This is a genomic window from Paraburkholderia sp. SSBN10T, from assembly GCF_056619545.1.
The window spans coordinates 223,245-245,296 of sequence record NZ_JBWQQI010000003.1 but is presented as its reverse complement, the minus strand read 5'-3'; the positions used below and the strand labels follow the sequence as shown (position 1 = coordinate 245,296).

At 63.0% G+C, this 22,052-nt stretch carries 21 protein-coding genes; 3 read left to right on the top strand and 18 right to left on the bottom strand.

The window, feature by feature from the left end; all coding sequences use genetic code 11:
* Positions 1–31: 31 nt before the first annotated feature.
* Positions 32–1,309, bottom strand: a complete 1,278-nt coding sequence (gene dmeF / locus AC1ECK_RS05990) for a CDF family Co(II)/Ni(II) efflux transporter DmeF (RefSeq protein WP_480316892.1) — start codon at positions 1,307–1,309, stop codon at positions 32–34.
* An 8-nt stretch (positions 1,310–1,317) separates the two neighbouring features.
* Entirely contained in the window at positions 1,318–1,593 is a 276-nt protein-coding gene (locus AC1ECK_RS05985; RefSeq protein ID WP_133667831.1) for a metal/formaldehyde-sensitive transcriptional repressor, read from the bottom strand.
* 465 nt (positions 1,594–2,058) lie between these two features.
* Between AC1ECK_RS05985 and AC1ECK_RS05980 the strand changes: the two genes are divergently transcribed.
* Complete coding sequence (locus AC1ECK_RS05980) at positions 2,059–2,280, top strand: hypothetical protein (RefSeq protein ID WP_480316890.1); 222 nt, start codon at positions 2,059–2,061, stop codon at positions 2,278–2,280.
* A gap of 206 nt (positions 2,281–2,486) precedes the next feature.
* Here the strand turns inward: AC1ECK_RS05980 and AC1ECK_RS05975 are convergent, their stop codons facing one another.
* The 6 genes from AC1ECK_RS05975 to gcvA all read right to left on the bottom strand — a co-directional run bounded on the left by AC1ECK_RS05975 (position 2,487) and on the right by gcvA (position 7,687).
* A complete protein-coding gene (locus AC1ECK_RS05975; protein WP_480316888.1) occupies positions 2,487–2,738 on the bottom strand; it encodes a DUF1488 family protein in 252 nt (83 codons plus the stop codon).
* Between the two features lie 327 nt (positions 2,739–3,065).
* On the bottom strand, positions 3,066–4,109 hold the full coding sequence (locus AC1ECK_RS05970; protein ID WP_480316885.1) for a rod shape-determining protein: 1,044 nt from the start codon (positions 4,107–4,109) through the stop codon (positions 3,066–3,068).
* 284 nt (positions 4,110–4,393) lie between these two features.
* Positions 4,394–4,549: a hypothetical protein gene (locus AC1ECK_RS05965; RefSeq protein ID WP_480316883.1), complete on the bottom strand. Its 156-nt coding sequence runs from the start codon at positions 4,547–4,549 to the stop codon at positions 4,394–4,396.
* 414 nt (positions 4,550–4,963) lie between these two features.
* Positions 4,964–5,257 (bottom strand): hypothetical protein, encoded by a 294-nt coding sequence (locus AC1ECK_RS05960; protein ID WP_480316881.1) that lies wholly within the window; start codon positions 5,255–5,257, stop codon positions 4,964–4,966.
* A 125-nt stretch (positions 5,258–5,382) separates the two neighbouring features.
* Positions 5,383–6,576: a GGDEF domain-containing protein gene (locus AC1ECK_RS05955; protein ID WP_480316879.1), complete on the bottom strand. Its 1,194-nt coding sequence runs from the start codon at positions 6,574–6,576 to the stop codon at positions 5,383–5,385.
* Positions 6,577–6,724: 148 nt separating this feature from the next.
* Positions 6,725–7,687, bottom strand: a complete 963-nt coding sequence (gene gcvA / locus AC1ECK_RS05950; RefSeq protein ID WP_480317339.1) for a transcriptional regulator GcvA — start codon at positions 7,685–7,687, stop codon at positions 6,725–6,727.
* A gap of 149 nt (positions 7,688–7,836) precedes the next feature.
* Between gcvA and AC1ECK_RS05945 the strand changes: the two genes are divergently transcribed.
* The gene (locus tag AC1ECK_RS05945) at positions 7,837–8,613 is read left to right on the top strand and encodes a hypothetical protein (RefSeq protein WP_480316877.1); all 777 of its coding nucleotides are present in this window, start codon (positions 7,837–7,839) and stop codon (positions 8,611–8,613) included.
* 35 nt (positions 8,614–8,648) lie between these two features.
* On the opposite strand, the gene AC1ECK_RS05940 is transcribed toward AC1ECK_RS05945, so the two are convergent.
* The 10 genes from AC1ECK_RS05940 to AC1ECK_RS05895 form a co-directional block, all read right to left on the bottom strand.
* On the bottom strand, positions 8,649–10,415 hold the full coding sequence (locus AC1ECK_RS05940; protein ID WP_480316875.1) for a peptidoglycan D,D-transpeptidase FtsI family protein: 1,767 nt from the start codon (positions 10,413–10,415) through the stop codon (positions 8,649–8,651).
* 133 nt (positions 10,416–10,548) lie between these two features.
* Positions 10,549–11,172 (bottom strand): trimeric intracellular cation channel family protein, encoded by a 624-nt coding sequence (locus tag AC1ECK_RS05935; RefSeq protein ID WP_480316873.1) that lies wholly within the window; start codon positions 11,170–11,172, stop codon positions 10,549–10,551.
* 191 nt (positions 11,173–11,363) lie between these two features.
* The gene (locus AC1ECK_RS05930) at positions 11,364–12,905 is read right to left on the bottom strand and encodes a methyl-accepting chemotaxis protein (protein ID WP_480316871.1); all 1,542 of its coding nucleotides are present in this window, start codon (positions 12,903–12,905) and stop codon (positions 11,364–11,366) included.
* Between the two features lie 702 nt (positions 12,906–13,607).
* Positions 13,608–13,760, bottom strand: a complete 153-nt coding sequence (locus tag AC1ECK_RS05925; protein WP_480316869.1) for a hypothetical protein — start codon at positions 13,758–13,760, stop codon at positions 13,608–13,610.
* A gap of 4 nt (positions 13,761–13,764) precedes the next feature.
* Positions 13,765–14,487, bottom strand: a complete 723-nt coding sequence (locus tag AC1ECK_RS05920) for a PIG-L family deacetylase (RefSeq protein WP_480316867.1) — start codon at positions 14,485–14,487, stop codon at positions 13,765–13,767.
* 288 nt (positions 14,488–14,775) lie between these two features.
* Positions 14,776–15,363, bottom strand: coding sequence for a nucleotidyltransferase family protein (locus tag AC1ECK_RS05915; protein ID WP_480316865.1), 588 nt, complete (start codon positions 15,361–15,363; stop codon positions 14,776–14,778).
* 260 nt (positions 15,364–15,623) lie between these two features.
* A complete protein-coding gene (locus tag AC1ECK_RS05910; RefSeq protein ID WP_480316863.1) occupies positions 15,624–17,858 on the bottom strand; it encodes a xanthine dehydrogenase family protein molybdopterin-binding subunit in 2,235 nt (744 codons plus the stop codon).
* Complete coding sequence (locus tag AC1ECK_RS05905) at positions 17,855–18,856, bottom strand: FAD binding domain-containing protein (protein ID WP_480316861.1); 1,002 nt, start codon at positions 18,854–18,856, stop codon at positions 17,855–17,857. The genes AC1ECK_RS05910 and AC1ECK_RS05905 overlap by 4 nt, the downstream gene beginning before the upstream one ends.
* A 9-nt stretch (positions 18,857–18,865) precedes the next feature.
* Positions 18,866–19,570: a 2Fe-2S iron-sulfur cluster-binding protein gene (locus AC1ECK_RS05900; protein ID WP_480316859.1), complete on the bottom strand. Its 705-nt coding sequence runs from the start codon at positions 19,568–19,570 to the stop codon at positions 18,866–18,868.
* Between the two features lie 372 nt (positions 19,571–19,942).
* Positions 19,943–20,854 carry a LysR family transcriptional regulator gene (locus tag AC1ECK_RS05895; RefSeq protein ID WP_480316857.1) on the bottom strand — a complete coding sequence of 304 codons (912 nt, stop codon included), beginning with the start codon at positions 20,852–20,854 and terminating at the stop codon, positions 19,943–19,945.
* 93 nt (positions 20,855–20,947) lie between these two features.
* On the opposite strand from AC1ECK_RS05895, the gene AC1ECK_RS05890 reads away from it, so the two are divergent.
* A complete protein-coding gene (locus tag AC1ECK_RS05890; RefSeq protein ID WP_480316855.1) occupies positions 20,948–22,036 on the top strand; it encodes a zinc-binding dehydrogenase in 1,089 nt (362 codons plus the stop codon).
* Positions 22,037–22,052 lie beyond the last annotated feature (16 nt).

The window sequence follows — 22,052 nt, the reverse complement described above, 5'->3', positions numbered from 1 at the left end:
GGCATGGGTCGACAAATGTCAGCCAAATGGGTCACGCCATCAGGTTGGCAGGCTGGACCTCGACCGTCACGTGCGACAGTCCCTTGAAGCGCTGGAGCACAGCATGATAGAACCGCGAATCCCGCTGTGACTCGCTGGTTGCGACAGATACGACCGCGCTCATGTGACCAGGACCCACCCGCCATACATGCAGGTCGACCACACGGTCGCCGCGATCCTCAATAGCATGACGGACGTTCTCCGCCATGCGCCGGTCCGGATTCATGTCGAGCAGGATTGCACCGGTGTCGCGCATCAACCCGTACGACCAGTTTGCAATCACCAGCGCGCCAACGATGCCTGCGAGCGGATCCATCCACAGCCAACCGAACGTGCGCGCAAGTACGAGGCCGATGATTGCCAGCACGGAGACCGCCGCGTCAGCCATGACGTGGATGTAGGCCGAGCGGATATTGTGATCCTGGGTTGCTGCATCATGAGCGTCATGGCCGTGCTCGTGCTCTTCGAATTCGATCTCGTGTTCGCTGTCCGGCATCCGCACGATGGCCTTGAATGTATGCGGCTCAGGAATATCTGCCTTCGATTCCAGATAGCCGCCACGGTCCGCAAAAGCAAATACCTGTTGCGTCCCATCCGGCCGCACGGTTGTGACGGACACTGCCGACGCGTCGAGTCGCGAGTTCGCCGTCGCCGGCGTGATCCGGAAAACGGGCGGCACACCATCCTCGAAGACGGAGACGGCAAACACGCCGGACGGAGCGAAAATCTTCTGCACTTCGTCTTCGTGAGCGTGCTCGTCGCTACCATGACCGTGCCCGTGGCTATGACCATGGCTGTGTCCGTGATGGTCGCCACTGAGCAGCCAAACGCTTGCCAGGTTGACCAGCAGGCCGACCACCGCGATGGGAATGGCTTCGCCGAAGTGAATCGGCACCGGCGACAGAAAACGCGACACCGCTTCGTAGCCGATCAGGATGGCAATCATCGCAAGCACGATGGCGCTCGTGAATCCCGCGAGGTCGCCAAGCTTGCCCGTGCCGAACACGAAGCGGGAATCGGCAGCGTGTTTGCGCGCGTAGGTGTACGCGAGGGCCGCGATCAGCATGGCGCCGGCATGCGTCGACATATGCAGACCGTCGGCAACAAGCGCCAGTGACCCGAACATGCTGCCGCCGACGATTTCAGCCAGCATCATCGCGCTGCAGAGCGCAATGACCGCCCATGTCCTGCGCTCGTTCTGTTCATGGGCCGCGCCCAGAAAGATATGGTCGTGTCCTGCGCCGAATGCGGCGTTTTTGAAATCACTCATGTTTTGCTCTACTTGAAATAGCTGTGAACGACCTCAATGAGCTGGTCGGTTGCGCTGCCGGCAGGCTCTTCGTGGGTTTCGGCATCGACGAGATGCGTGCGGATATGGTCTTCGAGCACGACCGCCAGCAGGCCATTCATCGCACCGCGACAACTGGTTATCTGCTGCAGCACGTCGATGCAGCCCTGCTCTTCCTCGAGCGCCCGCTCGATGGCTTCCACCTGCCCCTTGATGCGGCGCACGCGGTTGAGCAGCTTTTGTTTCTCGCGAATGGTGTGGCTCATTGATGACCTCCGATATACCGGAGGGGAGTATATGTCAGATAGGGTAGGGGGGTATACGAATTTTTCGTAAACGAAAGGTAATTGAAGGGGTGTGGTTGCTCGTGCCGCGTGGGTGTCCGTCTGCCGGGGCGCTCTCATTGATTCGCTAAGCAGCGAGTGCACGTTAATGCACCGCGCGGTTCTGAATGCGCCTGGCTTTTGCTCAAATGCAACGCTGAGGGGACCCTATGGATTTAGCGGTCACGGACAGATTCTTGGATTGCTGGATGCGAAAAATGTGCTGCATCCGTTCACCAACCCATCGACCCTTGATGACGTCGCCCTCGTGACGTTCGACGGCGCGGGCCATTTTGCGTGGACCGACTTCGGGATGATCAATGGGCTACCGAAAGGAGGGCAGACTGCATTCAATCCGAACCAGACCGGTACCTTACCTACACGGTGAACGCCGATTTCCCCGGCACCATGCAAATCGTCTATACCACCGGCCCGGTGCCGGCCGGTGTCGAGACCGATCTGGAAATAGTCGTCTCTGACGACGGGACGCTCATCAAATCCGTTGTCTCCAGGGCGGTTGTCCCGTCAGCCGCGCCGACCCCCGACGGCACGGCATGTCCACCGGATTGCGAGCAAGGTGTGCAAGAAAGCTTTGAGGGGAAAAAGGTCTTGATATACGGCTTGCGTTAGTCGCGTCTTAGGGAGCACGCCTGCTCGCTATGGTGGTTTCTTGAGACGTTGATCCAACCAGGCAACATCCAGCGCATCGATCTCGGGGTTCCGGAGACGGGACAAAGGCCCAACCGCGGAATCAGACACCTGTTTCGCCGATTGCACTAGCCCCGATCGCGAGAATTTGCCGCCTATATCGTGCCAGTTCTATAGATATGCACCACTCAGGAAATCTTATACCGGTTCTGAGGACCGTCGACATACTGCTTCCTGGCGATTTCGAGGAGTTTTTCACGAAACTGGTCGAAGGCGTCGAGGATCGACCGCTCGTCGGAGCCAGCGTCAGGTTGCAGATTTCTTAGCATCGCGTCGTCAACCTGGAAGGTGATTTCGCGCGAATTGTCGTATCCCCAGAAACATACGCAATGTCTCGCGGCATCGTAGCTACGACTGGGATTGGGGAATTGAAGCGCCACGGTTACCCTTTCACGCGTGCAACCGAGTAACGCCACTTGCTGGCATTCGAATCGATTAAGGCAAAACTCACGCGTCTCTGTTCTGCGCGCAAAGCGTCCGCCGTTTCGAGGATAAGCGCGTGCGTCCTGCGCTCGACGGCATACGCACTCGAGCCACCTGTGATGGTCGAAGCTGGTTTGGTCTGTACTGACATGATAGGTCCCGGAACACCTGGTCGCGAGGCGCGACCAGCCTTTATGCCACTGTATACCCTTCGTGCGGTGCTAGTATCTTTTGTTGATTGCATGGTCGCTGAAGACCGTCGCTTCGCAACCGCGGCGCCATCGTCAATCGTAGGAGAAGAAACGGTCGAATTTGTCCATCTGTTCGAGGGCCATGCCCGAGCCGCGCACGACGCAGGTCAGCGGGGCATCGGCAATGAACACGGGGAGACCGGTTTCTTCGGCGAGCAGACGATCCAGGTCGCGCAACAGCGCACCGCCGCCGGCGAGCATGATGCCTCGTTCGGCGATATCGGCGCCGAGTTCCGGCGGTGTCTGTTCGAGGGCGATCTTGACCGCCGATACGATCTGGTTCAGCGGGTCGGTGAGCGCTTCGAGGATCTCGTTGCTGGAGACTGTGAAGCTGCGCGGTATGCCTTCCGACATGTTGCGGCCCTTCACTTCCATTTCCTTGACTTCCGAGCCCGGGAACGCGGAGCCGATTTCCTTCTTGATCGCTTCAGCGGTTTGTTCACCGATCAGCATGCCGTAGTTGCGGCGGATGTAGTTGACGATCGCCTCGTCGAACTTGTCGCCGCCGACGCGCACCGAACCTTTGTACACAATGCCGCCGAGCGAGATTACGCCGACTTCGGTCGTGCCGCCGCCGATATCGACAACCATCGATCCGGTCGCCTCGGATACGGGCAAGCCGGCGCCGGTTGCGGCGGCCATGGGCTCTTCGATCAGGTAGACCTGCGACGCGCCCGCGCTGTGCGCAGCCTCTTTGATTGCTCGTCGTTCGACCTGGGTTGACCCGCACGGCACGCAGATAATGATGCGCGGAGACGGCGCAAACATCCGGGGCGCATGCACCATCCGTATAAACTGCTTGATCATCTGCTCGGTGATATTGAAGTCGGCGATCACGCCGTCCTTCATCGGGCGGATCGCCTCGATGTTGCCCGGCACCTTGCCAAGCATCTGCTTGGCATCCTTGCCGACCGCCAGAATGGTTTTTTTGCCATTCGGGCCGCCTTCCTGGCGTATCGACACGACCGAAGGTTCGTCGAGGACAATACCCTTGCCGCGCATGTAGATCAGTGTGTTTGAGGTGCCGAGATCAATCGCCAGATCGTTGGAGAGGTACTTGCTCAGAAAACCGAACATTCAAAACCCTGTCTCGCAAGACGCGAGACGGTTGGTCCACCACTTGCGACCATGATACGGTCGGGAGAGGACAGCATAACAGTTTCGGAAGCCCGGGGAAGCCCCGTAGCATGTATCGCTATCTCGCCGCCAGCTTGTTCCTGCGCCTTCTGTTTTTGTTTGTGTCGCACTGCCACGGCTTCATCGTGCGACCTACCTGCGTAGCTCAGCGTTATTTTATAGACTCCTCAAGAAAAACAGCCTTTGCAACGTGGCAATCTGCCCAGCGCGTGTCATTTAAGGGGCTACGACCAGAATTGCTTGCGTAGCCTGTCCAATACGTGGTGTTCATCGAGCCAATGAATCTCCTGCTTGCGCTGGAGGCTGTGCCTATAGCGCTGCAGCGACGCACCAAACATCAGCGTCATTCCAATCAGGATGCCCCACATTGCATATGTCATATCAGCCTTTCCAATCTGTTCTCCCTTTACATCGGGCGACAGACTGCGAGATAGAGAAAGAGCACTCGCGCGCCCCAGCGCTTCCAAAAATCACGTTGGGTCACTCAGTGCTTATGGCGCAGCCAGTCGCGAACCGGATGCGTGTCTAGCCAACGGGTAACCGGCTCGTCCTTGTGTTCTCGCCTGTACCGTGCCGCTGCGAATATCGCGACGCATAGCAGTACTACGACTCCGACTACAAAACTGATCATTGACTGGCTCATGGCAACCTCCTTTGAGATCAGAACCATGTTTATATTTTAGGTAACCAGAGAAATAGCAGCGGACATTCTCATTCGCCGAGCCTTGTTTCGCACGCTCCTTTTGCCGCAGTTGGGTGCCGTTGTCCAGAAGCGACACATCGCAAGTTCGGATTTAAGTTGTAACGCCCGTCGCGACGCGACGGGGGGCGTGTGCCTGCGAGAACCGGCGAGGAAGCTGGAGACCAAGGATTACATCGATGGCGGCCCGGCCGCCGATCTCCGCGACGAGATAGGCCCAACGACGCGAAAACGGACCGCCCCGAATCCTGATGCGCTTGCCGAGCGCTGCCACGCCGGGAAGCTTGACGGGTCCTTCGATACGAAACCAGACGTCGAACATGTCCTTCGATGTGGACAGCAAATCAATGAGAATTTCGAATCCGCGATACTCGACTGTTCGTTGCATGAGGACCTCCAGCTCTCGCACCGTCGCAAGACGGGTAGATCAATGGTCGACCAGCTTTTCCTCGACCGTTGCGTTCAAACGCCCGAGAATGGACTTAGACGGATCTCTGCACTGCGTCTGATCGCTTACGAAACCGAAACCCGTTCAACACCATCTTGCGACGGCAGGCCACCTGCGCTGCTCGTCGCCTGGTGAACGCACACCCTGTTGCGTCCCGCTCGCTTTGCCTCGTACAGCGCAGTGTCCGCTCTCGTACTCAGTTGGTCCAGCGTTTCACCTGATCGCCAGGCGGCCAGGCCGCCGCTGATGCTGTACGTGCACGGCCCTGCAGCCGTTGTCACGGGCTGTGCAATGACTGCGGTACGCAGCCGCTCCGCGAGGCGCTGCGCGTCGTCCAGCTCTGTCGCCGGCAGTAGCACGGCAAATTCCTCACCGCCCATGCGCCCGAGCACGTCGCTACGCCTCAGTTGCATTTGAGTCACGCGGACAAATTCGCGCAGCACGGCGTCGCCGCCGGCATGACCGAGGGTATCGTTGATGGATTTGAAATGGTCGAGGTCGACGATCAGGAGCGAGGCGGGCAAACCTTGCCTGCCCGCTTCGGCCAGCAGTGTGCGTGCGACGGCTTCAAAGCCCTTGCGCGAGAGCGCCCCGGTGAGGAAGTCCCGATTCGCTGCCTCGCGCGCATCAGCGAGAAGTACGTCGTGCACCATCATCATTGCGGACATCGATAGCGTCGGCATAATTGCCGCTCCCGCGACCAGCAATAGTACGCTGCCTGTGGAGGCGAACATCAGCGGGCTCGACACACCGTCCAACCTCATGAAATAGAGTCCTCTTGCGGCCTGGCATAGGGCAAAGAGGAATGCCATCACAGCAGTTACCCAATAGGGATAGGCGGGCCGCCCGCGTGGCCGGTGCCGGATAACCAGAAGCGCCACTGCCAGGCAAACCGCAGTCGTGAACAGCGTTGTGACGAGTACCCGATTGGGAATGCTGTCGACAGCGTAACGCCAGTAGGCAAGCGCGATTCCAAGCGGCAGAAGTGAGGCGATCAGTACAGGCCAGTGGGCGCGGCGCCCCAAAAAACGGGCGCAGCCGGCGTAGTACGTGACGGCTGACAATGCCATCAACAGGTTCGCGGCGATGACGGAGAGCGCATCTGGAATCCTGCCGCGCATCAGGATAAGCGGTAATGCGATGACCATGCCGAGATTGGCGGCAAACCATTCGAGGACGCCGGGTATCCCCGACCGAACCAGGGAACCGAGCAGCACCAGCAATACCATGCTCAGGAGTGCGGACGTGGCGATAGCCACTGCGGGATCTAGCATACGAGTGAGACCTGCCCGGAAGAATTCGAGAGGCTGGAGTCGCGTCCAACGGTTGTAGTGAACCCTGCGCCCGCTGTTGCCGCACGGTGTATCTGAAAGGTCACCGGCCCTCTCCTGTCCGCGAGGCACATCGTCAACTTTGACCTGGATCGACAGCGAAAGCCACGTCCCGCGAAGCGCTTGCAGACGAACCCGTATGCGCGAGAAACAGCCGGATTTCGTCAGCGAGCCAATCGCGCAAGGCGCACACCTTGGGGTCGTCGCGGCTGCCAATGCGATAGACGAGGTCATGGCCGCGCTCGGCCTTGAGGCAGAACTGCGGGAAGGGGGCAATCAGACGTCCGGCGGCAATGTCGTCCGCCACGATCACGCTACGCCCCAGCGCTACGCCTTCGCCACGAATCGCTGCTTCGATAGCGAGGCTGCCATGACTGTATGCCGGCCCGCGGCCGCTGCGATTGCTGTCTACTCCCGCCAGCGCAAACCATTGCTCCCAGTTGGCCAGCATGCGGTCCTCATGCAGCAAGGTACATCCCGCCAGACTTGCCACGGAAGACAGTCCGCCCATCTTCGTTCGATAGGCAGGACTGCAAACCGGAGTCACCGTCTCTTCGAGAATCCGCTCGGCGAGCACACGTGGATAGCGGCCACTCCCGTAGCGTATGGCCACGTCCACCTCTGCGTCGTTCAGATCGACATGCGTGTCGGTCACGTCAAGGTGAACGTCGAGTTCCGGGTGAAGGGCCTTCAGCCGATGCAGCCGTGGCGCGAGCCACTTGTTCGCAAACGAAACGCTGGCGTTGATCTTCAGGCGCGCCACATTGTCGTGGGCACGAAGGCGTTCGGATTCCTTCGTCAGTTCTCCCAGCACGCGGGTAACGGCCAGTAGAAATTCGGCGCCGGCTTCGGTCAGCACGATCCGCCGGGTCAGGCGCTGGAACAGCGCGACGCCAAGATGGTTTTCGAGCGTCTTGATGTGCCGGCTCACTGCGCCATGGGTGACGTGTAGCTCCTGCGCCGCCAGCGTCATGCTCAACAGCCGCCCGGTTGCTTCGAAGGCGCGCAGCGTTTGCAAAGGGGGAAGCCGGTCGAACACAGTAGAGATATGCGTGAGTTGCACTCACGCATTATATGACGACAAATGGTTTGTCAGCCAAGGTAGCTGCCCTCAGTATCTGCAGGCAGCCGCGCGGGGCATCCCGCTCGTTCTTCTAAATTGGCATTCTCAGTGTTGCTTCGTTAATCATGGATCTTCTGGTTTTTAAACTCGTCGTTACGCCGCTGTTGCTGTTGGCTGCAAGTCTGGCCGTTCGTCGCTGGGGCGAAGCGATCGGCGGGTTTCTGGTGGGGCTGCCGCTCACCTCGGGGCCGATCTCGGTGTTTCTGACCCTGGAGCATGGACCTGCCTTTGCAGCGCAGGCTACGGCGGGGTCGCTTGTCGCGACGGCTGCGCAAGCGGCATTTTGTTTTGTCTATTGCCGACTGGCGCCCTTGGGGTGGCTCACGGCCCTGGCGGGCGCCTGCGCGACGTTTTCCATCGTAGCCGGTCTTCTGCAATGGAGCGCGCTCCCGGAAACCAGCCTGTTTCTGATCGCTATTCTGGCCGTCGTGCTCGCGCTCAACTTCATCCCGATCAACGCAGTCAGAGCCGGCAGGCTCGATTCGCCATGGTGGGATTTGCCCTTGCGTATGGTGCTGATCGCCGGCCTCGTGGTCAGTGTGACGCTGATCGCGCCTTACGTCGGGCCTAAAACGAGCGGCGTGCTCGCGTCGTTCCCGTTCATGGTGATCATTCTTGCGATTTTCGCTCACCGCATGATCGGCCCTGCAGCCGCGCAGCAATTGATGCGCGGCTTGGTGGCGGGACTGGTGGGTTTTGCCGCGTTTTTCTATGTGTTAAGCCTGACGTTGACGCGGCTGAACCTGCTTGCCGCTTACGGTAGCGCGATTCTCTGCACGCTCGCGATACAAGCGGTCTCCTTGTACCGGATGCGCCTCCCGGTCACCCTGCCGGCGGAGTAAGCTCAAGGCGAGGGGCGCGCCCGCGAAACCTCGCCTCACGCGTCCGGCGGCACCCCCAGCAATTGCAGCGAGCCGCCCGTCACCGCGCTGAATACCGGGCCGGCGACGGTACCGCCGTAGAATGCCCGCCCAGCCGGGTCGTCGATCATCACGGCGACGATCAGGCGCGGGTCGCTCATCGGCGCCATGCCGACGAACAGCGCGCGGTAGCGGTTCTTCGCATACGAGGCGCCGATCTGTTTGCGCGCCGTCCCGGTCTTGCCGCCCACCCGGTAACCTGCCACCGTGGCTGCCCGTCCAGTGCCGCCCGATCCGGTCGCCATTTCGAGCATCTCGCGGATAGCGCGCGCGGTGGCCGGCGTCGTCACCGCGTGTTCAGCACCGGCCGCAAGTGGGCCGCTGCCGTCGTCGACTTCACCGGCTTCCCCACCCATCTCGCGATCGAGCGGGTCTGCCAGCAGCAAACGCGCCGGATGCAGCGTGCCGTCGCCGGCATAGGCGGTGTACACCTGCGCGAGCTGCAGCAGCGAAGTCGATAAGCCGTAGCCGTAAGCCATCGTCGCCTGCTCGATGGGACGCCAGCGCTTGAATGGCCGTACCTTGCCCGCGGCAGCGCCGGGGAAAGTCAACTCGGGCCGGCGCCCCAATCCGTATTCCTGGTACTTGTTCCAGATCGTCTCGGCGGGCAGGTTGAGCGAGAGCTTGGCCAGCGCGATGTTGCTCGACTTCTGCACCGCTTCCGCGACGGTCATCACGCCATGATTCGAGGTGTCGTGAATCACCGCCGGTCCAATCCTGTACCAGCCGGGCGAGGTATCGATCAGGCTTTGCGGCCGGACCTTGCCGCTGTCTATCGACAACGCCACCACCACTGGCTTGATGGTCGACCCAGGCTCGAACGTATCGACTACCGCGCGATTGCGCAGTTGCTTGCCGCTCAGCCGGGTACGGTCGTTCGGGTCGAAGCTCGGGTAGTTCGCCAGCGCGAGAATCTCGCCGTTGCGCGCGTCCAGCACCACCACGCTGCCGGCCTCCGCGCTGTGCTTCGCAATCGCCGTCTTCAGTTGCGCGTAGGCCAGTTGCTGGATGCGCCGGTCGATGGTGAGGCGGATCGTCGCGCCGTTATGCGCCGGCACGAGCGGACGCGTGTCCGACACCGCCCGGCCGAGCCGGTCGCGGATCACCTCGCGCTGGCCGGCCTCGCCGTTCAACTGCTGGTTGGCGGCGAGCTCGACGCCTTCCTGGCCTTGATCCTCGATATCCGTGAAGCCGACCACGTGCGCGGCCGATTCGCCTTCCGGATAGAAGCGCTTCGAATCGGCGACCTGGGTGATGCCGGCGAGCCCCAGTTTGTCGATCTGGCTCGCCGTGTCCGCGTCCACCTGGCGTTTGAGCAGCACGAACGCCTTGTCGCCGGCCAGACGCCGGCGCAATTCCGCGAGCGGCACGTCGAGCAGAGTGGCGAGCGGCGCGACACTCAGTTCGTCGAGCAGCTTTGGCGTGGCCCAGATCTCATAGGTCGCGAGGCTGACCGCCAGCATCGAACCGTTGCGGTCGACGATCCGGCCGCGCGTCGCGTCGAGTTCGATGGTGTGCTGATAGCGCTTCTGTCCCTGACCGACATAGAACGCCTGATTGACTACCTGGATCCAGAAGGCACGCGCGGCCAGCGACCCGAAGGCCGCGAACATCAGCAGGATGACGAATTTTGAGCGCCACATCGGCAGACGCGATGCGAGCACAGGGTTTTTGGCGACCGGCGCGTACGGGTCGTGCGGCTGCGATTTTTTCTTCTGGATCATGAATACGGATACGGGCAGTGGACGCGACCGGCGGTGGCCTGCGGTGACCGGCCGTGAGTCGAGGCCGGGCATTCGATCGACGCTGCTCGAGCGTGCTCCCTGGATGGCGGCGCACGCGCTAGCGTGAGCCGGGTTAGTGTGCGCCGCCCGTATCGGCGGCGGTGAAGACCTTGAGCTGCCAGCGAAAGCGCACGGCCAGCATGCGGACGGTGAAGCCGCCAACCAGAACCACCACCGAGGCCGGCCCCTGCGCGACGCCGAGGGACTGCAGGCTCAGATACAGCGCAGCGGCCCCTAACGCGATGCTCGCGTAGAGATCCTGGCGCAGCACCAGAGGCATCTCGTTGCACAGCAGATCGCGCAACATGCCGCCGCACACACCGGTGATCGCGCCCGCCAGCGCGACGATCAAGGGGCTCACTTCGAGCGTGGCTGCAATATCGCAGCCGATGATGGTGAACGCGATCAGGCCGATCGCGTCGACGCTCACGAACAGTCCTTGCAGGTTGCGCAGCCACTTCGCACCGGCGGCTGCAGCCGCTGCAGCCGTGATTGTAATGAGAACGTAATCTGGATGCGAGATCCACGCAAGCGGATAGTGGCCGAGCAGGACATCGCGCACCGTGCCGCCGCCCAGCGCGGTGACGGTACCGACGAGGCACAGGCCGAAGCGGTCCATGCCGCGACGCATGCCCATCAGCGCGCCGGACATGGCTTCGGCGACGATGGCGAGCAGATAGAGGGAGTGGAGCAGCATGGCGAAAACCTTTGTCGTCGCGCCGGCCGCCTCGGCTCTTCGTTAGAACCGGCGGCTGGCGCGTGAAAAGGGGCCATTATGCGAAGCGCGGATGCCGAATGAAAATTCGTTAAGGAGAATTCGGGGATGCCAAATTCTGCTTAGGGTGCTTGCCGGTGCGAGCGTTGTGCGTGTGTCTGCGACACGCCCGTTCAGGCCGGCAGCGCGAAACTGGAGATCGCCTCGCGCAGCACCCCGACCTGATCCTTCAGCGAATGCGCGGCGGCGGCAGCCTGTTCGACGAGCGCTGCATTCTGTTGCGTCACCTGATCCATCTCGCCGACGGCGCGATTGACCTGTTCGATGCCCGCGCTCTGTTCGCGCGAGGCGTGGCTGATTTCCTCGAGAATCTCGTTCACGCGACGTACCGACTGGACGATCTCGCCCATCGTCGAACCGGCGTTGGAGACCAGCGACGCACCGGCTTCGACGGTATGCGTCGAGGTTTCGATAAGCGCCTTGATTTCCTTGGCGGCGGTGGCCGACCGTTGCGCGAGGCTGCGCACTTCCGCGGCGACGACGGCGAAGCCGCGGCCCTGTTCCCCGGCGCGGGCGGCTTCGACGGCCGCATTGAGCGCGAGGATGTTGGTCTGGAAGGCGATGCCGTCGATCACGCCGATGATGTCGCCGATCTGCCGCGAGCTATGGGTGATCTCGCCCATGGTGCGCACCACGTCGTCGACCACGCGGCTGCCGCGCGTGGCGACATCCGCGGCCTGGCCGGCGAGTTGCGCTGCCTGGTTGGCGCTCTCGGCGTTCTGTTTCACGTTGACGGTCATCTGATCCATGCTCGACGCGGTCTGCACGAGGGCAGAGGCCTGTTGTTCGGTGCGTTGCGAGAGATCGGTGTTGCCGGCCGCGATTTCGGTGGCGCCGATGTTGATGTTCTCGGTCCCGGTGCGCACGCGGGACACGGTTTCCACGAGGGCGGACTGCATCGTGTGCAGGGCATGCAGCAGGCTGCCGGTATCGTGATGCCGGAGCGGGACGCCGACGGCGAGATTGCCGGTGGCCATGCGTTGCGCAGCGACGACGGCAACTTCGAGGTCGCCGCCGAGGGTACGGCGCACGCTGCGCAGCACGAGCATCATGACGATGCTGGCGACGCCGCCGAGCACGACAGTGATGCCGAGCCAGACCAGCAGGTTGGCGTAGAAGGCTTGCTGGACGTCGTCCATGTACATGCCGCTCGTGACGTTCCAGTCCCACGGGGCGAAGCGCAGCGCGTAGGTCGTTTTCGCGACCGGCTGATCGTGGCCGGGTTTAGGCCACAGGTAGCTGTAGAAGCCGCCGCCGGCCTGGTTGCCGGCCTTGACGAGATCGACGAACAGATGATTGCCGGCGGGGTCCGTGAACCCGGACATGTCCTTGCCGTCGAGTTCGGGCTTGATGGGGTGCATCAGCATGATGGACTGCGAATTGCTCACCGAGACGTAGCCATCTGTGCCGTAGCGGACGGAGGAGAGCGCTGCAAGGGCCTGTTTCTGGGCGTCGGGTTCGGTGAGGGTGTGTTGCTGGAACAGCGTGTAGTAGTGATTGACGATACTGACGGATTGCTGGACGACGGCGGTGAGCTGATCGCGGCGCTCAGAAATCATGGAAGCGCGGTTTTGCCACGCGCCGAAGCCGCCGATCAGGATCAGGCCGATCCATAACACGACGATCATCGACCCGAGTTTTCTGTTCAAGGTCATGTTCTGCATAACGCGTCTTCCATCAGTGGGGTGGTCGGTCAAGGTTTCGGGTTTGTCGCCCCTGCTGCGGGCTACAGACTTTGCCTATGCTGTTTAACGGCTTTGGTTGGTTTGAGGTGTAGTAGGGGGGAACCCTGAGTTTTTGCTTTTTCTTTTGTCTGATTAATGGTGGTTTTGTTTTTCATCGGACGTTTGCGCGTTCAGACTTCTCCGCATTGTTTTGCGTATTGCGGCACGGTGGCTTCTGAATTGATGCGAGTATGGAAGCGTTTGGGCCGGCGAAGCTGTTGCTCAAGAAAGGCTGATTGTCTTCTGAAAGACCTGGCTGCTCCGCACACAGTCAGTGTTAATAGGAAGATAAGGAAATGGAAATATGCTGGGCAATAATAAAATCAATATGAAGCCGTAAATCGGTCATAGGCGATTAATCAAAATAATTTAGAGCGAACAACGACATGACTTGTCAACGTTCCGCGCATCAGCGTCGAGGGTCCGAAATTGACTCCACGCATATTGCAAAGGGCCTGCACTCTCGACATTACCGCCGGCACGGTGTCATTAATTTTGACAAATCTGCCAACGACGAACAGCTTCTTTGAGATGCTGTCATGCGACAGCGTCAAAAAAATTATCCGGGCGCCGTACCAGCGAGCGATCGAATGACACCTATTTCGAAAAGCCACAGACCCATAGCGCCACGCTTCACACCGGGTCTTTGTCCGGCGGTCCCTCGGGCCGTTGCGGCTCGTCGTTGTGATGACCCGGCGAGGGCGGCACGAACGGTTCGCCCTCCGGATCGCGTGTCGGGTCCGCAAGCGGGTCGGGAATCGGAGTGGTATGTATGCGGCAAATCATGACGTCACCTCGCGGGAGGGGAACGGCGCCCCGGCACGCGGGACACGCTCAACTGCCAGTAGTGTTCGGCGCGAAACACATCCTCGTAGCCATGCGGCCCGAACGCGCGTAGCTGGCTCTCATAAGCATAGACCGCCTCGCGCTTCAGGAACGCCTGACGTTCGGCGTCGATCTTGTGATCGACCGACGGGTGCGCCGGCGTCGCCAGAATGCCGCGTTGCGCCAGATCCGCGAGACGCGCCTCGACCACGCCCGGCCAGCGGCGGTGGATCGCATCCTCGTAGGCAAACCACGTCAGATGCAACAGCCGCGGCAGGATTTCGCAGCAGGCGTCGTACACCAGCGTGTGATCGGCGTGGTGCAGGCCGAGCGGCATGACCAGCGTATTCGCGGTCGAGCGGTAGATGGTTTCTTCGAGCGCGGCCGCCAGCTTGCCGATCGACGGCGAGTCGAGATACTGGCTAGCGCGAAACGGCATCCTGACCGGCACGGCGTCGAGCAACTCGAGCGCACGGTTGTCTTCCAGCGTGCGCGCATTTACCGATTCATGCGCGCTCGTGAAACCGGCCTTGCGATCCCATTCGGTTTGCATATCCGGCTCGGGCGCCGCCGCGAAGACGGTGCAGACGACGGCGTCGGGATGGGTGGCGAGCAACGCGCCGCAACTGAATACGGCGTCGTCGAAATGGGGCGAGACAACAAAGAGGCGCGGACTGGTTTCGCTCATGGGAATCGCTATCGGTTTTCGCAGGCGCGGGAAGCCGCATTCGGCATGCTGACGAGAATGCGTCACCTCAGCTTAGTCGGTATTGGCGCAGCTTGCGCAGGACCTCTATGTCTCCGCAATGCCTGTGCCCGCTCGGCGGCTTCCTGTAAGCGCTCGCCGTCGCCGGTGCACGCTTTAGCGCTTACTCGGATCCGATGCAAGGCGGTCGCTCCGAGTTAGTGCTTACTCTGCTCCCATGCAACATAGCCGCGCCGCGGTTCACCTCAAGCGGGGATGGACCCTCCGCGCTCACACGCCGCGTAAGTCTTCCGGAGTGTCCACGTCGCGCAGAATGCCCGGATCGTCGAGATCGAGCCGCGTGACCCGATGCGTGGCGAGCAAGGCTCGCGCGCCGGTGTCGCCGTCGAGCTCCCGCAAGGCGTCGAGGTGTTCGGGGCCGAAGCCGACCGGGTGCCCGCGTTGATCCTGATAGAACGGCACGACGATCGATGCGCCGCCGTCGAGCGTACGCGCCACGGCTTCCACGGTGGAGACGGCGATCCGTGGCATATCGGCGAGCGCGACGATCCAGCCTTCCGAGTCGGCGCTTGCGTCGATGCCGGCGGCAAGGCTCGCGCCCATGCCGCGTTCGGCGTCGCTGGAGAACACCACGTCGCAGCCGGCTTCGTTGAGCACGTGCGCCAGCGCCTCCGAGCCGGGCCGCACCACGGCCAGCACGTGGCTCACCACGAGCAGCAGGCGATGCGCCGCCTCCTGGGCGACAATGCCGCCGTCCGGCATGCGGGCGAGCAGTTTGTTGTGCAGACCGGCCGGATCGAAGCGCGACCCGTAGCCAGCAGCAAGCAGGACGCCGGTGGCGAGGGAGGCATAGGCCATGGGCGGCACCTGAAGAGGGGATGAGGCGATTGTGCGGCGCAACCGGCGAGCAGGCAAGCGCCAATGTGCCCGGCACCGGTTTGCTTTGCCGACGCGGACGCGCCAGTACGAATGTGCCGGCACGAATGCGCCATACCGTCGCGCAGACGTGCAATCTTCGTCGTCCCTCGGTCTGGCTTATCGCAGAGGGCATGACCGGGCCACACCTGACCGGACCAGGCGTGCCCAAGTCAAACGTGCCCCGGTCGTACCTGCCCCAGTCAAACCTGCGTCGCCGTCATCACCTTATCGAGCGTGATCGGCAAATCGCGCACCCGCACGCCGGTGGCGTGATACACCGCATTCGCCAGCGCGGCCACCACGCCGGTCAGGCCGATCTCGCCGATTCCCCTGACGCCCAGCGAATTGATATGAGGATCCGGTTCATCGATGAACGTGACATCCAGCGAGCCGATATCCGCATTCACCGGCACGTGATATTCGGCGAGATTCATATTGACGAAGCGGCCATAACGCGCATCGAGCAAGGTGTCTTCTTCGAATGCGGCGCCCACGCCCCACACCATGCCACCCATCATCTGGCTGCGCGCGGTCTTCTGATTGAGCACCCGGCCGACGTCGTACACGCCCACGATCCGCGGCACCCGGATCGTGCCGAGGTCCGCATCCACGTGGACCTCGACGAACACCGCGCCGAACGAATGCAGCGAATATTCGTTGCGCTCCTCGCCAGGCTTCACGCTCACCACGGCCTCAATGGGCTTGCCGCCGGCGCGCGCGAGAATCGCGGCCGCGGGGTCGCGCAATGACGGATTCGAGCGGCTCACCACCCAGCCGTTCTCCGTGCTCACATCGGACAGTGCCATGCCGTGCAGCGGCGACGCGTTGTCGGCCAGCGCGAGCGAGAGCAACTGATTGCGCACCTGCGTGCAGGCGTCGTGCACCGCCGGCGACACGCTCGCGGCCGACTGCGAGCCGCCCGAGCCGGGCGCTTGAGGCAGGCTCGAATCGCCCAGCGCGAAGTGGATTTTTTCGGGCGGAAAGCCGAGCGCATCGGCGCACACCTGGGTCATCACGGTATAGGTGCCGGTGCCGAGATCCTGCGTACCCGAGGCGACCATCGCGGTCCCGTCGGGCAGGATGCGTGCAATCGCCGCGGCCGGGCTGCGGTTGGCGGGATACGTGGCGCTCGCCATCCCGAGGCCAATCAGCGTGTGGCCGGAGCGCATCGAGCGCGGTAGCGGCGTGCGCCGCGACCAGCCGATTTTCTGCGCGCCGATCTCATAGCACTGGCGCAGCGCCTTGCTCGAAAACGGCTTGTTCTCCTGCGGATCGACCTCGGCGTAGTTCTTCAGCCGCAGCGCGACGGGGTCCATCTTGAGCGCCCACGCGAGTTCGTCCATCGCCGATTCGAGTGCGAACGAGCCGGTTGTTTCGCCGGGCGCGCGCATGAACGTGGGGGTACCCAGGTTCAACTGCACGAGACGGTGCGTCGTCACCTGATTCGGCACGGCGTAGAGCATGCGCGTGACCATGCAGCAGGTCTCGGTCCAGTCCTCGAACACCGACGTGTTCGAGATGCTGTCGTGCCGCATCGCGGTGAGGGTGCCGTCGTGCCGCGCGGCGAGCGTGAAATGCTGCTCAGTACGCGGACGAGCGCCTACCGAACCGAACATCTGCGGGCGCGTGAGCGCGAGGCGAACCGGGCGTCCAGTCTGCTGCGCGGCCATCGCGCAGAGCACCACGTGCGACCAGGACGAGCCCTTGCCGCCGAAACCGCCACCGATGAACGGCGAGATCACGCGCACGTTGTCGGGCGATACGCCAAGCGCTTTCGCCACGGCGTTGCGCGTACCGCTCACGCCCTGGGTGGAGTCGTACAGCGTCAGTTGCGGGCCGTCCCAATGCGCCATGGTGGCGTGCGGCTCCATCGGGTTGTGATGTTCGACCGGCGTCGTATAGACGGCGTCGACGCGCACGCTGCCGGCGGCGAGCCCCGCATCGAAATCGCCGCGCCGCGTGTCGGTCTGGCGGCCCTGCGGACTGATCGGCGCGTGCGCGTTCGCCTTGGCACTGTTGAAGTCGAGCACGCCGGGCGCGGACTGGTACGCGATGCGCAGTTGCTGCGCGGCGTCGGTGGCATGTTCGAGCGTATCGGCGACAACCACCGCGACCGGCTCGTTACTGTAATTAATCTGGTTGTTCTGCAACAGCGAGAGATAACGGCCGGCCGGCTGCGCCAGCGGCGGGCGCCCGCCGTTGGGCAGGCGCGGCGCGTTCTGATAAGTCATCACCAGCAGCACGCCCGGCAGCGATTGCGCGCGGCTCGCGTCGATCGACGCAATGGTGCCGCTCGCGATGGTGCTGGTCACCAGTACCGCGTGCGCGAGGCGCGCCTCGGGAAATTCCGCGGCATAGCGGGCTTCGCCGGTGACTTTCAGCAGGCCGTCGGTGCGGTCCATCGGCTGACCGACCAGTGGGGCATTCAGGTTCATGCGACCCCCCCGGTCCGGCCGGCGGCCTGGTTCACGGCTCGTACGATCGAGCGTTGCGCGAGGCGCACCTTGAAGCGGTTGCCGCTGAGCGGCTGCGCCTCGCCCATGGCGGCTGCGGCGGCTTCGCGCAACCTCGCATCGGCGAGCGGCCGGCCGGCGAGCATCTGCTCCGCGATGCTCACGCGCCATGGCTTATGCGCGACACCGCCTAACGCGATATGCGCAGTCGTCACCGTATTGCCGTCCATTTGCAGCGCCGCGGCCACCGAGACGAGCGCAAACGCGTAGCTCGCGCGGTCGCGCACTTTCAGGTAGTGGGAATGGTCGCTAAAAAGCGGGGGCGGCAGGTCGACCGCCGTGATCAACTCGCCGGGTTGCAGCGTCGTATCCACCTCCGGGTGGTCCGCGGGGAGGCGGTGAAATTCGCCGATCGGAATGGTGCGCTCGCCACGCGGGCCGCTTACGCGCACCACGGCATCGAGCGCCGCGAGCGCGACGCTCATATCCGACGGGTTCACGGCGACACATTGCGAACTGGCGCCGAGAATCGTGTGCGTGCGGTTTTGTCCCTCTATCGACGCGCATCCGCTGCCCGGCTCACGCTTATTGCATTGCGTGAAGGCCGTGTCGTAGAAGTAGCCGCAACGGGTGCGCTGCATCAGATTGCCGCCCACTGTCGCCATGTTGCGCAATTGCGGCGAGGCGCCCGCCAGAAAGGCTTGTGAGAGCAACGGATATGGCTCGCGCACCAGCGCATGATTGGCGGCGTCGCTGTTGCGCACCAGCGCGCCGATGCGCAGGCCGCCGTCGGGCAGGGTGCCGATCGTGTCGAGCCCGCGCAGGTGTGTGATATCGACGAGGTGCAGGGGCCGCTCCACGCCCCCTTTCATCAGGTCCAGCAGATTGGTGCCGCCGGCGATAAACGCCGTGCCGGGTTGCTGCGCTGCGCGCAGCGCGCTGCCGAGGTCGACAGCGCGTTCGTAGGAGATCGCGTCCATGCGGGCCTCCTAGGCGTTGCCGGTGTCGCCGCTGTGCACGGCGCGCACGGCGGCGACGATATTGGCATACGCACCGCAGCGGCAGATATTGCCGCTCATGCGTTCGCGGATTTCGTCGTCGGAGAGTTGCGCGGGACGGCTGCGCACATCCGCGGTGACGGTGCTTGCCGTGCCGCCGTTGAACTCGCTCAACAGTGCGGTCGCGGAGCACAGTTGCCCCGGCGTACAGTAGCCGCACTGGAACGCGTCATGTTCGATGAAGGCGCGCTGGATCGGACTCAGCACGCCGTTGCTGGCGAGGCCTTCCACGGTGGTGATCGTCTCGCCATCGTGCATCACGGCGAGCGTGAGGCACGAGTTGATGCGCCGGCCTTCCGCCAGCACCGTACAGGCGCCGCATTGCCCGCGGTCGCAGCCTTTCTTCGTGCCCATCAGGCCGGCGTATTCGCGCAGCGCATCGAGCAAGGTCACGCGCGGCTCCAGTTGTAATGTGTAGGCGCGGCCGTTGATGTTGAGCGTGACCGGCCGTGGCGGCTCAGGTACGCGTGCTGCGGCGGGCGGCGCGACAGCGGGCTGCGTTTGCGCTTGCAGACGCGGTGCGACACCGACAGTCGCGGCGGCAGCCGCGGATTGCAGGAAGCGCCGGCGCGAGGGTTGATTGGGGCTGGCGATAGATGTTTCGTCCGAACCCGGAGAGACTCGATTCCTGGACATAACGTTCTGTTTGCTCCATGAAAGGTCGATGCAATGCACTGACAGCGAAGGGTCAAGTAATTCCGGTGCCGCGGAGGCGCCTGATGGCCCGTTCGGGCTGCGACGGTTCAACAGGGCGAAGCCCCGGGACAGAAAGGCACAAGCAGGCACAAGCGGACACCCCGTGGCATTGCTCTGCACAATGCGTTTAACTATATGCAATACGAGAGATGGTCAGGCGCTGTTTATTGGGCCAAAACCGAAACACTGTTTTGTGCGATACAGAGGACCGACGCGGCCGTCGCACGCGGGGCATGAGAGACGGTATTCAGGCTGGTGCCGGAAACATCGCTGACTGCGCTTTTTGGTAAGGCATGCAGATCAAATAAAGCCTTATGCCGAGGCCAGAGCCGTTAACGTTTCGCGCAACCACACGAGCGCCGGATCGACATGATTGCGCGGATGCCATGCGAGAAACAGCGTGAAACCGCGTGCCTCGAACGGCAGTTCGAAAAGGTCGAGCCGGTTGGTGTGACGCGCGGCAAAGCGCGCCGGCAAGGTGGACACGTAATCCGAATGGGCCAGCAGCTCGGGGACCAGCGTGAAATGCTGGACCGAGAGCGCGACACGCCGCTCGCGGCCGAGCGCGTCGAGATGCTCGTCCATGAAGCCGTGGAAGCTGCCGCCGCTGGTCGACACCAGTACATGATTCAACGCGCAGTAGGTCTCCAGATCGAGTGGTGCGGTGCCGCGCGGATGCCCCTTGCGTTGCGCGAATACGAAACGCTCGTCATGCAGTTTGCGGGCTTTCATCGCGGCCGGAATCATCCGCTCCGAGCCGAGCAGCAGATCGATCTCGCCGCGCTCGAGGCGCTCCGCCACCGACGGCTGATCGGCCACCACGAACGCGATGCGCACGCCCGGCCCGGCCAGTTCGGGCAGCCGCTCCATCAAGGGCAGGCCGAGCACGGAGGTGGCGTTGTCGTTGGCGGCGATCACGAAGCGGCGCGTGTCCGTATGCGGATCGAAGGCCGGCTGGTGGCGCACCACAACTTCGAGGTTCTTCAGCGCCGCATGCAACGGCTCCATCAAGGCGAGAGCCCGTGCGCTGCGCGTCATGCCGCGACCGGTTTCGGCGGGGATCAACAGCGGGTCGCCGAAGATCTGCCGCAGCCGCGCGAGTTGCGTCGAGACGGCCGGCTGCGTCAGATGCAGGCGCTCGGCAGCGCGGGTGACGTTGGATTCGGCGAGCAGGGCGTCGAGCGATACCAGCAGGTTCAGGTCGATACCACGAAGATCAATCATATTGATGGGTCGCATTCCAGTAATTGATTTCAAGAATACGTAGCCGGTGGCTAGAGTTCAAGCGTCCACTCAACCCCTTCTCTGGAGTCAGACATGAAAGCCTGGATGCTCGATCAACCCGGTCAACCGCTTGCCCTGCGCGAGGTCGCGCAACCGCTGCCGCGCCGTGGGGCGGTGCTGGTGCGCATGGAGGCGGTGCCGCTCCTCAGCTACACGCGCAGCTACCTCGAGGGCAAGCTGCCGTATGCGTATCCGCCGGGACCGTTTTCGCCGGGGACCAATGGCGTGGGCCGGGTGGAAGCGCTCGGCGAGGGCGTGGTGGCGTTTCGCGTGGGCCAGCGCGTGAGCGTGAATCCTTACTGGGTCGCCGACGAAACCGTGCGCGAACCGGCTCAGGCGCTGCTCGGCCTGACGGCGATCAGCGCCGACAGCGGCGCACTGCTGGCCGAGTTCCCGCACGGCACATGGCGCGAACTGGCCGAATTCCCTGCGGCGACGCTGATTGCGCTGGACGGTCTCGACAGCACGCCTTCCGCGCGGCTCGCCGTGCTCGCCAAACTTGTGGTGCCGTTCGGCGGCCTGCGGCGCGGCCGGCTGGCCGCAGGCGAGACGGTGGTGGTGAACGGCGCGAGTGGCTACTTCGGCTCAGCGGCGGTGCTGGCGGCGCTCGCCATGGGTGCGAGCCGGGTGGTCGCGCTCGCCAGGCGGGCGGAGCCGCTGCAGGCGCTCGTCGAACTGGGGCGCGGGCGGGTGGTTCCGGTCGTGTTGTCCGGCGAGGTGGCGCGGGACGTGGCGGCGATTCGCGCCGCCTCAGGCGGCGGGGCGGATCTCGCCTTCGATATGGTCGGCCAGGCGAGCGATCCGCACGCGACGCTTGCCGTATTGCGCAGCTTGTACCGCGGTGGCCGGCTGGTATTGATGGGCAGCATGCAGGTCGAGTTGCCGATTGCCTATCAGGAGATGCTGCTGAACAACTGGGAGTTGATTGGCCACTTCATGTACACGCGCGCCGACTATCTCGCGCTGGTGGCGTTGGCAGCGTCCGGGCAACTTTCGCTCGACGCAGTGGAGTTGAAGCCGTATTCGTTCGCCGCTCTGGAGGAGGCGATCGACGCGGCCGGCGAGATGGCGGGGCTGCAATGCACTGTGGTGAGTTCGGCAACCGGGCAAGCCTGGGGCTGATGCAGGGGCTTATGCA

Bases quoted from the DNA above. Each gene is read 5' to 3' on its own strand.
- dmeF (WP_480316892.1), bottom strand. From the start codon at position 1,309: ATGAGTGATTTCAAAAACGCCGCATTCGGCGCAGGACACGACCATATC.
- AC1ECK_RS05985 (WP_133667831.1), bottom strand. From the start codon at position 1,593: ATGAGCCACACCATTCGCGAGAAACAAAAGCTGCTCAACCGCGTGCGC.
- AC1ECK_RS05980 (WP_480316890.1), top strand. From the start codon at position 2,059: ATGCAAATCGTCTATACCACCGGCCCGGTGCCGGCCGGTGTCGAGACC.
- AC1ECK_RS05970 (WP_480316885.1), bottom strand. From the start codon at position 4,109: ATGTTCGGTTTTCTGAGCAAGTACCTCTCCAACGATCTGGCGATTGAT.
- AC1ECK_RS05965 (WP_480316883.1), bottom strand. From the start codon at position 4,549: ATGACATATGCAATGTGGGGCATCCTGATTGGAATGACGCTGATGTTT.
- AC1ECK_RS05960 (WP_480316881.1), bottom strand. From the start codon at position 5,257: ATGCAACGAACAGTCGAGTATCGCGGATTCGAAATTCTCATTGATTTG.
- AC1ECK_RS05945 (WP_480316877.1), top strand. From the start codon at position 7,837: ATGGATCTTCTGGTTTTTAAACTCGTCGTTACGCCGCTGTTGCTGTTG.
- AC1ECK_RS05940 (WP_480316875.1), bottom strand. From the start codon at position 10,415: ATGATCCAGAAGAAAAAATCGCAGCCGCACGACCCGTACGCGCCGGTC.
- AC1ECK_RS05935 (WP_480316873.1), bottom strand. From the start codon at position 11,172: ATGCTGCTCCACTCCCTCTATCTGCTCGCCATCGTCGCCGAAGCCATG.
- AC1ECK_RS05930 (WP_480316871.1), bottom strand. From the start codon at position 12,905: ATGACCTTGAACAGAAAACTCGGGTCGATGATCGTCGTGTTATGGATC.
- AC1ECK_RS05925 (WP_480316869.1), bottom strand. From the start codon at position 13,760: ATGATTTGCCGCATACATACCACTCCGATTCCCGACCCGCTTGCGGAC.
- AC1ECK_RS05920 (WP_480316867.1), bottom strand. From the start codon at position 14,487: ATGAGCGAAACCAGTCCGCGCCTCTTTGTTGTCTCGCCCCATTTCGAC.
- AC1ECK_RS05915 (WP_480316865.1), bottom strand. From the start codon at position 15,363: ATGGCCTATGCCTCCCTCGCCACCGGCGTCCTGCTTGCTGCTGGCTAC.
- AC1ECK_RS05910 (WP_480316863.1), bottom strand. From the start codon at position 17,858: ATGAACCTGAATGCCCCACTGGTCGGTCAGCCGATGGACCGCACCGAC.
- AC1ECK_RS05905 (WP_480316861.1), bottom strand. From the start codon at position 18,856: ATGGACGCGATCTCCTACGAACGCGCTGTCGACCTCGGCAGCGCGCTG.
- AC1ECK_RS05900 (WP_480316859.1), bottom strand. From the start codon at position 19,570: ATGTCCAGGAATCGAGTCTCTCCGGGTTCGGACGAAACATCTATCGCC.
- AC1ECK_RS05895 (WP_480316857.1), bottom strand. From the start codon at position 20,854: ATGATTGATCTTCGTGGTATCGACCTGAACCTGCTGGTATCGCTCGAC.
- AC1ECK_RS05890 (WP_480316855.1), top strand. From the start codon at position 20,948: ATGAAAGCCTGGATGCTCGATCAACCCGGTCAACCGCTTGCCCTGCGC.